A 12,289-nucleotide genomic window follows, 5' to 3' on the forward strand; every position below is an offset into this window, starting at 1 on the left:
CAAGCGGAGCGCGCAGCGCCGGCACGGCGCGGAGGCGTCAGGGATTGACGCCCGAAGGGGCGAGACGCCGCAGGCGGCTCGATGCGCAGCACGAAAGCCCGGCCCCGCAGGGGAGACGCCCAGGGGTCACGCTTGCGCCTCGATCTGCCCATGCACAGCAGCACGCAACGACTCCAGCGCAGCCAGGAACCGCTCGGCCGCAACGTCAGCCGCCCACGGCTCCCACGGCCGACAACCGTAGATTTCAGCCAGCGGATCGACATCAAGCACCGGATGCACGATGCCCAGGACATCACGCACTTCATGAGCTGGCCAGCCAATGCAATGCACAGCCTCGGAAGCGGCCGCCACCGAGTCGGCCCGCTTGTGGACGGCGTGCGCTGCCGGCGACCAAGCGCGCAGCTCGTACCGTTCCGAAACCGCAGCCATCAGGCGAGACGAAACAGCACGGAAGGAAAGGCCCAGCACGTCCTTCAGCGGAGAAATGCAATCGAACCCAAGGAAACCTTCCTCGGCGTCGTGTAGAAGCTCCAGGAGCGCGTCAGAGGCCGGCAAAGGGGTGTCGCTCCACTGCCGGCGCAAAGCGAGCACCAGGAGCGAATGCTGGGCCACAGAGAGGGGCAGGGGCCATGATGATTCCCCACCCCAGCGGTACGTCCTCGCCAAACGCAAGGCAAGGTCACTGTCGAGCCACACGCCGGGATCGGGATTGATGAGGTCGAGGCGACGGCCAGAAGGAAGCCGAACCCACGCGCGCGCCTTTGCCTGCGTCATCGGCCGCCTCGCAAGATCATGAAGCCGCCCGAATAGGCGATCTGGAAGCGGTTGAGCACGTCCATCCCCAGCAGCGGAGCGGAAAGGCGCTCCAGGACGGCGATAGCCGCACCCTCAACGGCGAAGGGGCCGACGATCACCGTGTTGGCCGCAGTGATGCCACCACGTTCACGGCCTGCGGCCGTGTCAAAGGATGTTGCGCGGCCAGCGCGGATGCCAGCATTGCGGGCGAGCTTGACCGGCAGCGTCGTGAAGCGCGCTCCGGTGTCCACCATGAAGACCACGGGAAAGCCGTTGACGGCCCCGGCGATATAGTAGTGGCCGTCCGCAGCGCGCGGGATGGAGTAGTCCCCATTGCCCAGGCGCTGCGCCGGCTTGACCATCACGGGAGAGGCGGCCGCAACGTCTAGCTGGTCGCCGGGGTAGCTCTGGCCGTCATAGATGATGTATTCGCGCTGCTGCGCGTGCGATGTTCCAATGGCAAGGCAGGCCATCAGTGCCACAAGGGCGCGAGTAGCGTTCATTGCCAACTCCAGCGATAGAAGCCAGTCAAGTGCGCGAAAATAGCGGCGTTCGCGGCGCTGGCCAGCCAGGTGAAAAACAGAAAGGAAGCCTTCCGCGACTTGTGGCGGAAGGCATGTTGACCAATCAAGGCACCGGGCCAGCCGCATAGCAGCGCGATCCAGTGCAAAGACTTTTCAGACCAGCGCCAACGGTCAGCGACGGCCGCTGATTTGTCGAGGCCGTAGGCCAGAAAGGCCAAGTTGCTCATGAGCGCATAGGCCCAAGCGTAGTGAGGCCGGATACGCCCGGCGATGCTGGCGACAATTACGCCCACAAGGAACACCGTGCCCAGCGATGGGCGATCCAAAAGCGATCCGCCAGTGACAGGCCCGGCGCGTTCATTTCGCCAAAGCAGGATCAGCGGAGAGGCCCAGGGCCACAATCAAGCCGGCAGCCTCCTGCAAGCCCGCAAGGGACGACTGGATGAGTCGCGCCGGCACCAGCTCGGCATCCTCGGCCGTGGCCAGCACGGAGCACTTCTGTTCCGTGCTGCCTTCCTTGCGCGTCAGGTTGACGACATTGCGCTGACGGTAGCGCCACGTCTCGCAGCGCGACAGGCATTTGCCGTCCGGGTCGCCGGCCGTGGCCGCGTTCACCGAGTCCTGCGCGCCGGTTGCATTCCCGACATTGGATGCAATCGTGCCGATCAGCATGGCCAGCGGGTTCAGCGACAGCATCACGGAGCCGCCCCGGCCGCTTTTGGTGGCCAAGGGTGCGGGGTTCTCGGCATAGTCGCCCACGCGAACCTCGGCGGTACGCCGGGTCGCGGGGCGCAGCGCCTGGAAGGCACCGTCCAGCTCGTACACCACGTCAGCCTGTTCGCGGGTGTCCACCAGCTCGAAGCCGCTGGAGGCCAGCGAAGCCCGCGCGGCGGCCGTCAGCTTTGGGCTGGCCAGGAATTCGATGAAGACTTTGCGCCCTCGATCAGCAGTCAGGTCGATGCGCCCGGTGATGGCCACCTTGACCTCGGCGGCCGTGGCGGCCGTGGCGGCCGCTACAGCAGCCGGAGCATCGTCGGGCACCGCTTCAGAACTGGCCAGCGCAGGTAGGGCGCAGCCGGCCGCAGCGGTCAGAAGCAGGTAAAGCGGAAGGTGACGCATGTTTTCCTCCTTGTTGTTCTTGATGTTCAATCGTCTTCTCGGAAATGGGTGGTGGAGAACAGCAGCGCCGATCCGCGTTGCTCGATCTGCACCATCCCCAGGATGTTCATGCCCAGCAATGCAGGGCCGTTCATGGTGGGCATGACGGCAACCTGGACGTTATGGGCACGGAAGGAACCGAAAACCACTTCTGCTACCGTGGCGACGCATCCGAAGACCTCGCCGGCCGCCGTGCTGAACTGGCGAGGTTCGCATGATGTGATGCCCAAGGGCTTGGCCAGCGAGCCAGGAACGGATGTCACGCCCGCGCCGGTATCCACAATGAAGGTGACAGGCTGGCCGTTGATGCTGCCCGGCGTCTCATAGTGCCCGCGCTGATTCTTTGGCACGCTCATGGTGGCCACGCGCGGCGGCTCGCCCGCTCGTTGTGCGGCCGTGGCGGCAGGCTTTTTGCCGAAGTAGTCGAAGGCAACAAAGCACAGGAACCCGATCCCGATCCAGACATAGGCGATGCCGGCGAGGCGCGGCCTTGCCATGTAGAAGGCCGCACCGGCTACCATCAGGAGGCACAAGACCGGATGGCTCAACACGAAACCTTTGAGCCATTGGGTCGTCATCAAGAGGGCGTCGTGTGGAGTCGCCCCATGCGCTATTTGCCAGATCGCGCCCGCGACAATCAGAAAGGCGTAGGGCAGCGCATTGGCGATGACGAACTGCAAAAAGGTGATACGGGGTTGGTCTGCGCGAACCTCGCGCGAACCGCGAAACACCTTCGGGTCATAGTAATGATCCTGCATGGTTTTCGCGGCCCGCTCTCGGTACCAATCCCGGTCATCTGCGCTCATGGCCAGCTTTCACTTGCTGAAGGCCACGGCCGGCGCTGGCATCACCAGCTCAACCTCTACGCGCCGGTTTGCGCTGCGCCCAGCCTCGGTGTCATTCGAGGCGACAAAGCAGGTCACGCAGTAGGAGACTTTCAGCTTTCGGGGGTCAACGCCACCACGGGCAAACGCGGCGCGCACAGTCGCAGCTCTTGCGATGGCCAAGGCGCGATTGCCGGCCACGGTGCCGGTCGAATCAGTGCGGCCACGGATCAAGACGCGCTCGGCCGTCATGGCCAGTGGCAGCAGCTCGGACAAATTACGCTTGGCCTCATCGTTCAGATTTGCCACGGAGCTAGAAAACGGGAGCGAGCGCAAGGAACTGGAGGCAGTAGCCGCGACTGGCGCGGCCGTGGCCGGGCCGACTGCAACTACCGTCACGGGGCGCACGTCGTCGGTGAGCTGGGCGGAGCCGGCCGGGATGGCATCCGCTTCGGCCCGGATGGCGAGTGTGGCGACAGTATGGGCGTCTAGCTTGGCCAAGACCGAAGGCTGCGGCCGTGCAGCCGCCTTGCCGGTCGCCTCTGGTGCAGCATCGGTGCTGCCCAGCATCGGAGTCTTGGGCGTTGGTGCCGCACACGGATTGCATGGCACAAAGTAGTCGGTGCCGGTTTGTGGATCGCGCACTTGGGCCAGCCCGGTGAGCACGGGCGCGCCCATCAGGAGCACACGGGGTTGCTCGGGAGGCATCGGCGCGCATCCGGTTACGCCAGCGGCAAGCATGGACGCCCCTAGCGCCCAAGTCACAGGCGCTGGCCAGAACGGCGTGCCAGGATGGAGTGCGCGCCGGCCCTTGCGCGTCAGAGACAGTCGGATGGATGTGCCGGCAGGCTTGCGCGACAGATAGCCGCGGTCGATAAGGTGGCGGGTTTCACCCAGGTACTCGCGCATCACGGCCAGATCGACAGCACCGCACAATGGGCGGCCCGCCGCGCGTTCCGAAAGCACCCGAATGCCCCGCACTTCGCCACGGTCGAGCGCACGCAGCAGCGCAAGCGCGGTTCCGTTCAAGTCGGGATGTTTGCTCATGGTTCAGTCCTTCACCAAGTCCTTGAACGTGGCCCCAGGCGTGAACTTCGGCTTGTGGGTCGAGGGAATCTTGATCGGCGCGCCGGTCTTCGGGTTGCGCCCGGTGCGCGCCGCAACGGCTGCTTTCTCGAAAGTGCCAAAGCCGGTGAGCTTCACCGCGCCGCCCTTGGCCACCTCGTTTTGTACGATGGTGATGAGGCTATCGAGAAAGCGCGTGGTGGCCGCCTTGGATGCTTCGGTGTCTTCAGCAATGGCGTCGATCAGGTCTTGTCGGTTCATGGAAATCTCCGTGTGTCAGTTGAGAATATGACCCAGCACCTTGCCGCAACGGGCGCAGCGCCGTTCATGTACTTGGGTTCCGTCCCAGCTCGAATAGATGGGCGTGGACAGCGGCGAATGGATGCCAAACAGGCAAAGCAGGGCGTTCCACACCTTCACGGTGCGGCCCACATCACGCGGGTGAGCTGAAGCAGCGACTCCCCGGTAAGTCCGTCCAGATACTCGGTGGCCACCAGCCGGCGTGTATCTGGAAATTCCTGCACGCGGTCATCGAGGGCAGCCCACTGGGTGACGCCGTACTCGCGGACAACGCAAAGGATCTCGTCCAGCCTGGTGCAATCAGGCAAAACGGGCGTGCAGCCGATAACGCGCTCGCGCAGCTCGATGGAGAAGAAGTTGCGCAGCTCATCCAGCGTATGCGTCTCGCGCCAGTTGGACGAAATCACCACATCAACATCGGGATGCGTTCGCAGCCATGTTTCCAGCAGGGGCAGGTAAATCAGCGTGCCAGACTGGCCAGGGTGTAGAACCCCGTCGATGTCCAGCATCAGGACGGGGCCACGGGGAGCACGCTGAAGCGCCCATCGTGTTGCGCGTTGAGTCGCCGGCAGACTTTCGCGCGCGAAAGTCGGGGCGACGGTCGGGCGAATGCCGACGAAGCGGAGTAGGGCGCTCATCATCGGCCGTGCTCCGGCAGCGCCGGCAGCGCCGGCATAGGAGCCTCGCCAGCCACCCACTTCCATGAAGGGAGCTTGCTTTCCGCAATCAATTCATCGACGGCGGCCGCATAGTCTTCACTGGCCCCAGGCGGAACCACGTACATGGCGGTCGGCTCCGGCTCGGTATCCGAAGCCACCGCGCAGGCCAGCGGCCGCGTGGAAGGCAGGTTGTACCGCATCCCTTTCATGAAGCGCCGGTTCTGCTGCGTCAGAGCATCGAGCGCCATCTTCTCGAAGGTGCTTTCAAACGGAATCCAGTTCTCGGTCACGCACATCAGCGCGACTTCCTCCAGCGAGGCCACGCCGGTAGCGCCGATGCTGAAAGTGCCGATCATCATCAGGTGGGTGCCCTCCAAGGCATCCCACAGGCCCAGCTCCACCTCGAATCTCTTGAGCAGCCTCTTGTAGATGTCGTCGTTCATCATGAAGTGGCAATCGGGCAGGTGCTTGAGGACGATCTTGTGCCCGTAGCGCGACTGAGCCAGTTCCTTCACCTCCCCCACCACCAGCATCAAGCGCCGGGTGCCCTTCTCGGGCGTGGCGATTCGCATCATCTGCGCGAGTCGCCGCTGGGTGATTTCGTTCTTCTTCTCGGCGTTGAACGATTCGGGCATGTAGAGCATTCCGGCCAAGCTCGCGCCTTTTGCAGTCTTGTCCTCGGCTGCTTGCAGCAGATACTTGCGGATCACGTACCAACTGCGCTTGCCGGCCATCGTCGGTGCCCATCGGTTGAAGCCCGCTTCTTCCCACAGGTAATGCAGGGTGCCGCGCAGGGTCAGTTTGTTGCCATCGGTCTTGACGCTATCCGTCTCCTTTCCGCTCGGTGCCGGCGCGGATCGGCTGGCCCCCTTGGACAGCGCGAAGTCGAACTTCAGCGCCGTGGTGCCTTCGTCGGGGTTCTCCTGGATCGCGGAGCCAATGACTTGGCCAAGCCCGGACAGCTCGGGCGGCGGCTCGTAGGAATCGCAGGCCGGGGCGTGGCCGCTACCAGAATTGGGCATCCGTTTGATGAGGTACTTGTCATCGACCTTGGCCACGTACATTTCAATGCCAGGGGTACGGCACAGGCACAGCGGCCGCTCCCGCGAGCTGTAGATATTGGCCAGCAGCTCGGACAAGGCTGGGTCGTCTGAATGAATGGATTGCCCGCCAATCTGGTAGATCGCCATGTTTTTCTCCCTTGCTTACCGGCCCATGTCCCGGCCCACGTCCCGCGCGTTCTCCCGCGCAGGCTCTTTGCCCTGCTCGTACACCTGACTCTTTTCGTTGCCGTGCTGGATCGTCACTTTCTCGCCTACCCGGACATCCCGATCCAGCCCTTCCTTCTCGTAGCGCACAGCCACCATGTCGGACATCTTCACCAGGGCGTGATGCGATGAGGTGGCCACCACTTCGCCCTTCACGTCCTGCTTGAGTTCTTGCGCATCCCGCACCACCAAGCCCCGATGACTGGCGGCCATGTCGATCACGCGCCGCGATTCATCCACGGTGACACTTCCCTCCGGGACGCGGCCCCGATGAAGCTGCTCGGACAGCTCGGCACGCGCATTGAAGTAGCTGGTTTCCCGCTGGTCTTGACTGGTCTGAGGTGTCCAGCTCTGCTTGATGTCGTGAAGCTGCTTGTAGGCCCCGTCCAGCTCCGGGTGGCGCTCCAGCGCCTCCCGCTTGGTGAGCTGGTCGAATGCCTGGGCGCGCTGATAGGCCGGGGTCTGCTCGAAACGGGCCAAGTCGTTTCGAGCCGCTTCGAGCTTGGCCGCCAGCTCGTCACGGTCGGCCAGCACCGGCCGCGCGGTGCGCTCCTGTTCCGGCCGCAAGGCATCAGCGTAGGCCCGCTTCAGGGCCTCGTCGTTGCCCCCGATGTACTTGCCATACTCCCGCACACCCTCCTTCTCGGTGTACGTGGTCTGCCCCGGCGTCGAGGCCGATTCCCGGCCATTGGGAAGGCGCTCGGTGCGGATCACATAGGGCTGGTCTTCAGCCTTGGCATCCCGGAAGGCCCTGGCGGCGTCATTGACGTTGCTGTAGTCCTTCGCATCGTTCTTGGCCACGGTGCCCACGGTGTAGGTCACGTTGTCGCGCACACCTTCCCGCTGCTTGGCCAGCGTATTGATGTCGTCCAGGGCGGACACGTAATCGCGCCGCTCGGCGTGCGTCCAGGCGCGCCCGCGCTCCTGCTCCAACACATCAACCGCTGCTGCTCGCCGTTTCCACTCTCCGCGCTCTTGGCTGTTCTCGTAGATTTGCCGTTGGTTGGCGTCATAGACGCGCACCGAGTCGGTGAGCTTGTCCCGCTCCAAGGCGCGCACGGACTCCACCATGCCGTTGTAGGCGTTGTCGTGCTGTTCCTTGTTGACGAACCGCCCGGTGCCGCGCTCGGCCACCTGTTCCTCGAAGCGCAGCCGTGCGCGGGTCACTGAGGTTTCCGGGTTGACGGCCAACACTCTGGCCTCCACCTCGTAACCCTGTTCCTTCAGGCGAGTGGTCAAGTCCCGGATGTTCTCCGGGCTGCGCATCGTGCCGTCCACCACCAGATTGCGGCGGTTCTCCACGGCGGCCAGCGTGAGGCGGGTAGCCCATTCGCCGGCCTCTTTCTGCGTTCGGTCGGCGGCGTGCTGGGGGTCTTCGCGCGAAAGCTGCTTGTAGCGCGGGTTTTCCTCGCGCATCCGGTCGGCGTCGATCACCACAGCGCCACCGTTGGCGCGCAGCTCGCGGATCGCTTCGGCCGCCAGCGCCGATTTACCCGATCCCGGTTGGCCACCCAACAGGATCGCCTTCGGATTCTCCTGCGCCGTCGTTCTTGCCAGTGCATCGCGCTCTACGTCTTTGTAGGCGCTCTCCATTGCGTACTTGGAAACCTCCCCAGCCATTTGTCTGCCCTCCTGCCTTATTGGTAAAGGTCGCGGGCCTGCTGGCCGTACTGAGTGATGACGCGCTCGATGGCCTCGTCAGCATTCGGATCGAGGTCTTCGCGGATCGTGCGCAGCTCGTCCTTCGCTTTCTGAGCGGCCGCAATCACGGCCTCGTCAGGGGTAGCTTTTTCGCGCTCGGCGGCAATGGCTTCGGAGTGGTGGGCGATGATGGCCCCCAGGACATCCAGCGCCACCTCGTAGCGGACGCCGGCACGGCTGAAAAGTTGATTGGTCATGGTCTGGATTCCTCACTGATTACCGGATTGGTTCTTGGCTTGGTTTGCATGGAGCGGCCACAGGGCCGCGTGCAGCAGGCGGTAGGTGATGCGGTCGCGCTTCAGCAGGCGCGCATACACGTCGTTGGCCGTCAGCCCAAGGCTGCGGGTGGCGTACAACCCCCAAGCCAGATAGACGGCCAGCAGCACGGCAGCAGCCGGGACAAAAGCCAGAAACCACACCCCAGCTATGACAAGCCCCACCACAAGCAAGCGGCCCCCTACGGTCGCCCACTTGGAGCCGAACATTTCGAGCTGGGCCTTACGGTTCAGGTCGTGCTCGGCATGAGCGCGCTTCCAGACATCGGCCCACAGCTCTCCGGGGGAACGGCTGAAGACGGCATCCAGGTAGGCACGAAACTCGCGCATCAACAGGTAGGACGCGGCAAAGCACATCCCCACAAAAACCAGCAGCTCAAGCGTTTCTCGATTCATGTTCTTCTCCGTTGGTCTTTCGCGCGCGAAAGTCAGCGCGGCGTCGGCACGCGCTCGCGCTCCATCTGCATGTCCTTGCCGCCACGATCCCGCGCCGGCTCCTTGCCCTGCTCATAGACTTGGCTGCGCGCCTTGTCGTACTGGATCGTCACGCGGTCGCCCACGGCAAGGTCACGATCCAGATTGGCGCGTTCGTAGCGCACGGCGATCATGTCGCCCACTTGGAGCATCGCGTGGTGCGACGAAACCGCCACCACTTCGCCCTTGAATTGCCCGCCAAGCCGTTCGGCATCCCGCACCATCAGGCCGCGATAGGCTGCGGCGTGGTCGATGACTCGCTTGGACTCGTCCAGCGTCACGCCATCGCCCACCAGCCGGCCGCTGTGCAGCTCTTTGGAAATTTCTGCCCGCAGGTAAGCGGCGTCCTGCCCGGCCCGGTGGGCGTCGTGCAGCATCTTGTAGGCACCATCCAGCTCGGGATGCTTGGCCAGAGCTTCGCGCGTGGCCAGCTTGTCGAAGGCCACCGCCCGCTCCACTGTCGTGATTTCGTAGAAAACCTCGCGCGCCGGCTCCAGGTTGCCGCGCGCGGATTCCTTGGCGGCCTCGTTCCACGTCTGCTTATCGACCTTGGAGTAATCGAGCTGGTAGCCCGCATCCTTGGCGAGTTGCCCGATGAATTCGCGCGTCGTGCGGCCGTTCCCTTCGCGGAAGGGGTGCATTTCGTTCACGCCGGCATAGACCTCGGCCATCTTCCCGCTGAACTGCTCCTTGTCCATCCCGCGCAGATAGTTGGCTTCCTTGATCGCGGATTGGATTTCCTGCGCCTTCTGCGGGATGTCTTCCTTGAAGGTGAACAGGGTTCGGTCGCCCGCAGGCCCCTTTGCAATATCCACCTTGCGCACTTCGCCGGCCCACTCGTAGACATCCCGAAAAACCTGCTTGTGGATCGCCTGAAGGTGGGCCAAGTCGTATTCGCCCCGTACCGGGTTTTCGCGCAGCTCCTGGATGCGAACGGCCGTTGCGCCGCGCTCGAAGCGTTGAAGCGCCGCGAGGTCGCGGATGTCGGCCTTGTTCTTGAGAACGTGCGTGCCGGGGTAGGTGTAGTCCTCTTGCTCGCTCATTGGCTGGCCCCGCGTGTGCGCTCCAGGTACTTGGCTACCGCCTCGTCAGGGGTCAGGGTGCCGGCGATGACGGCCTCCTGAATGGCGAGGTCGGCGGCGTCCACCGGCATCCCCTCCAGGGACAGGGAAGCATTGGCTTGAACAAACTGCGCACGGCGCACGTCGGCCGGATGGGGCGCAGCCACGGGGCCGGTATCGAGTTCATAAGGGTTCTTGTCTTCCATGTTCGCCTCCAGTCAGCCCAAGCCGGGCACAGCAATGCCAAACACCCGCACGGCAACAAACACCACTGCCGCCAGCCCCGCCACGATCAGCACGCCGCGCAGCACGCGCGCGAGCAACAAGCCAACGACAATGCCGATTAACAGCGGGGTAGGGGTTTCAGCGAAGATGCGTTGCAGTGCGGCCCAGGCCCCGCCCACGTAGGGAGAAACCATTTGCCATATCTGCGTCAGCAGCGCATCCATCGGTAAGTTGTCCATGCGGGTGTCCAGTGCCAGTATTCAGATGCCGTTTGTTTGCTTTCACGGTGAAAGCAAGTTTATCAAAAAAATCCTACTGGCACTAGGCGTTTAGCGCGATAACGTCAATAGGAAGGGGAGAGCGATCACGCCACCAAGCTCTCGCGCACCGGCCGCAGCGCGGCGGATGTCTGGCTGATGATCTGGTGGATTTCGCCCAGGTAGCTATCCACCCGGTTCTTCATGCTGGCCCAGGTATGTTTGGTCTGAACCAACGCATCGAGCGTTTCAGCGTCGAACCGCCCCGCCTGGATGCAGTTGTGGATGTTCAGCAGGCGAATCTCCATGTTGCGCAGCGCATACTCGCAACGATTGATTTGCTGGCCGTCGATGGGGGTATGGCAGTAGCGGACGTTCTCCACGTCGCGCACGAAGCCCTCGAAGTCCTTTTGATGGTCGCTGAGAAGGCCGACAAAGGTTTCCATCAGGCGCAGTTCGCGGTCAGGGGTAGTCATTGGTGGAATCTCCATGTTGTTGGTTAAGGGTTGAGAGAAAAGCATTCGGAACGATGGCCGCATGTGTCGCATTTGCGGCCCCGGCTTTTGCGCGCCTTGGCCCTGCGCTCGGTGAGGTCGATGTACCGGGCCACCAACTGCTCGCAATAGGCGTCGTCGCGCAGCTCCACGCGCATGGCTCGGCGCTCACGGGTTTTTCGGTTGTTGATGGCCACGAAGCCAAAGGGCGCTGTTTCGAGTCCGTTCAGGCGAAGCAGCCACGCTTGCAAAGAGAGCTGTGCAATGTCCGTCTCATAGACGCGGTGGGCATCGCGGTTCTTGTTTTCGAGGGGAACATGCAGCCCATCAGGAAGCCGATACACCTGATCGGGCCGGCCCACGACGGGGAACGGTGCATTGATGAACAGGTTGCGCTCCACTTGAGCCACCTTGCCGGCCGCAAGCTCGGGAGGGAGCCAGTTCTGAGTGAACCCGCGCCAGACCATGAATGTCCAGCCGGCCAGCACCAGGGCCAGGGCGAATAGGATGTAGCTGGCCAAGTTGCTCATCGCGGCATCCCCAGCAAGCGAAGCAGGGCGTTCAGCCCAGCGCGCACAGCCGTGGCCGCGCACCGGCTCCTGCACAGCAGAGGCACCAAGCCAGGTGAGACGGCGTAGTAGGCTCGGACGAACAAGCGCCCTACCATTGCCGGCATCAGCACCCGGTCACGCCAAGCGCGGAGGAAATTTGTCTCGGCGGCGTCAGGCCCGTAGATCGTGGTGGCAATGAAACAGCGCCGGTCAATCGCCGCGCGCGTCTGCCCTTCGACCTGAAACCGTAGGTGCTCGAAGGTGCCGGCAGCGGCCTTCGCCCGAACCTCCAGCGGCCGGGCATCCCCGCGCTCACGGTCGAAAACCACCTTTTGCTCGCAGTAAACCGTGCCTACGATGTCGGTGATGGTGTGGTACTTTTTCGCCCGCCTCATCACCCCTCCTGCTTTCGCGCGCGAAAGCCGGGCTTGGCCAGCATCCAGCGATAAATGCCCAGCAGGCTTGTGGCAGTGAAAGCCACCTGCATGAAGATAAGGCCCGGCGCGTCGGTCATGACGCCGAAGCCGATCCAGCAGACATTCGAGGCTAGGAAAGACACGAACCCCCAGCCCGACAAACGGTTGTTGAGGGCCAGCAGCAAGGCCCCCAGCACCCCAAACGCGCAGCCGATCCATTGCAGGTAGAAGGCATCCATGCT

At 63.5% G+C, this 12,289-nt stretch carries 19 protein-coding genes; all 19 read right to left on the bottom strand.

Going from position 1 to position 12,289, the window contains the following annotated elements; all coding sequences use genetic code 11:
* Positions 1–126: 126 nt before the first annotated feature.
* A complete protein-coding gene (locus tag GO615_RS18640) occupies positions 127–774 on the bottom strand; it encodes a phosphohydrolase (RefSeq protein ID WP_013723323.1) in 648 nt (215 codons plus the stop codon).
* Positions 771–1,298, bottom strand: a complete 528-nt coding sequence (locus GO615_RS18645) for a retropepsin-like aspartic protease family protein (protein WP_013723322.1) — start codon at positions 1,296–1,298, stop codon at positions 771–773. Before GO615_RS18645 ends, GO615_RS18640 begins: the two co-directional genes overlap by 4 nt.
* Positions 1,295–1,645: a DUF1294 domain-containing protein gene (locus GO615_RS18650; protein ID WP_246262370.1), complete on the bottom strand. Its 351-nt coding sequence runs from the start codon at positions 1,643–1,645 to the stop codon at positions 1,295–1,297. Before GO615_RS18650 ends, GO615_RS18645 begins: the two co-directional genes overlap by 4 nt.
* A 31-nt stretch (positions 1,646–1,676) precedes the next feature.
* Complete coding sequence (locus GO615_RS18655; protein ID WP_238530181.1) at positions 1,677–2,468, bottom strand: hypothetical protein; 792 nt, start codon at positions 2,466–2,468, stop codon at positions 1,677–1,679.
* On the bottom strand, positions 2,465–3,283 hold the full coding sequence (locus GO615_RS18660; RefSeq protein WP_232295879.1) for a retropepsin-like aspartic protease family protein: 819 nt from the start codon (positions 3,281–3,283) through the stop codon (positions 2,465–2,467). The genes GO615_RS18655 and GO615_RS18660 overlap by 4 nt, the downstream gene beginning before the upstream one ends.
* Before the next feature lie 9 nt (positions 3,284–3,292).
* Positions 3,293–4,348 carry an OmpA family protein gene (locus tag GO615_RS18665; RefSeq protein WP_013723319.1) on the bottom strand — a complete coding sequence of 352 codons (1,056 nt, stop codon included), beginning with the start codon at positions 4,346–4,348 and terminating at the stop codon, positions 3,293–3,295.
* Between the two features lie 3 nt (positions 4,349–4,351).
* On the bottom strand, positions 4,352–4,627 hold the full coding sequence (locus GO615_RS18670) for an HU family DNA-binding protein (RefSeq protein ID WP_009242125.1): 276 nt from the start codon (positions 4,625–4,627) through the stop codon (positions 4,352–4,354).
* Positions 4,628–4,782: 155 nt separating this feature from the next.
* A complete protein-coding gene (locus GO615_RS18675) occupies positions 4,783–5,307 on the bottom strand; it encodes an HAD domain-containing protein (RefSeq protein ID WP_009242126.1) in 525 nt (174 codons plus the stop codon).
* A complete protein-coding gene (locus GO615_RS18680; RefSeq protein ID WP_009242127.1) occupies positions 5,304–6,515 on the bottom strand; it encodes a DUF1173 domain-containing protein in 1,212 nt (403 codons plus the stop codon). The genes GO615_RS18675 and GO615_RS18680 overlap by 4 nt, the downstream gene beginning before the upstream one ends.
* A 15-nt stretch (positions 6,516–6,530) precedes the next feature.
* The gene (locus GO615_RS18685) at positions 6,531–8,213 is read right to left on the bottom strand and encodes a zeta toxin family protein (RefSeq protein WP_169130893.1); all 1,683 of its coding nucleotides are present in this window, start codon (positions 8,211–8,213) and stop codon (positions 6,531–6,533) included.
* A gap of 17 nt (positions 8,214–8,230) precedes the next feature.
* The gene (locus GO615_RS18690) at positions 8,231–8,491 is read right to left on the bottom strand and encodes a hypothetical protein (RefSeq protein ID WP_009242129.1); all 261 of its coding nucleotides are present in this window, start codon (positions 8,489–8,491) and stop codon (positions 8,231–8,233) included.
* A gap of 12 nt (positions 8,492–8,503) precedes the next feature.
* Positions 8,504–8,965, bottom strand: a complete 462-nt coding sequence (locus tag GO615_RS18695) for a hypothetical protein (protein ID WP_009242130.1) — start codon at positions 8,963–8,965, stop codon at positions 8,504–8,506.
* A gap of 32 nt (positions 8,966–8,997) precedes the next feature.
* A complete protein-coding gene (locus GO615_RS18700) occupies positions 8,998–10,086 on the bottom strand; it encodes a Fic/DOC family protein (RefSeq protein WP_009242131.1) in 1,089 nt (362 codons plus the stop codon).
* Entirely contained in the window at positions 10,083–10,310 is a 228-nt protein-coding gene (locus tag GO615_RS18705) for an antitoxin VbhA family protein (protein ID WP_013723317.1), read from the bottom strand. The genes GO615_RS18700 and GO615_RS18705 overlap by 4 nt, the downstream gene beginning before the upstream one ends.
* Before the next feature lie 12 nt (positions 10,311–10,322).
* Entirely contained in the window at positions 10,323–10,568 is a 246-nt protein-coding gene (locus GO615_RS18710) for a hypothetical protein (RefSeq protein ID WP_009242133.1), read from the bottom strand.
* 125 nt (positions 10,569–10,693) lie between these two features.
* Positions 10,694–11,062 carry a hypothetical protein gene (locus GO615_RS18715; protein WP_169130895.1) on the bottom strand — a complete coding sequence of 123 codons (369 nt, stop codon included), beginning with the start codon at positions 11,060–11,062 and terminating at the stop codon, positions 10,694–10,696.
* 23 nt (positions 11,063–11,085) lie between these two features.
* Entirely contained in the window at positions 11,086–11,610 is a 525-nt protein-coding gene (locus tag GO615_RS18720) for a PD-(D/E)XK nuclease family protein (RefSeq protein ID WP_009242135.1), read from the bottom strand.
* Positions 11,607–12,026, bottom strand: a complete 420-nt coding sequence (locus tag GO615_RS18725; RefSeq protein WP_013723316.1) for a CFI-box-CTERM domain-containing protein — start codon at positions 12,024–12,026, stop codon at positions 11,607–11,609. Before GO615_RS18725 ends, GO615_RS18720 begins: the two co-directional genes overlap by 4 nt.
* Positions 12,026–12,286, bottom strand: a complete 261-nt coding sequence (locus GO615_RS18730; protein WP_009242137.1) for a hypothetical protein — start codon at positions 12,284–12,286, stop codon at positions 12,026–12,028. The genes GO615_RS18725 and GO615_RS18730 overlap by 1 nt, the downstream gene beginning before the upstream one ends.
* Positions 12,287–12,289 lie beyond the last annotated feature (3 nt).

It is taken from the genome of Aromatoleum evansii (assembly GCF_012910805.1).
GTDB lineage: Bacteria > Pseudomonadota > Gammaproteobacteria > Burkholderiales > Rhodocyclaceae > Aromatoleum > Aromatoleum evansii.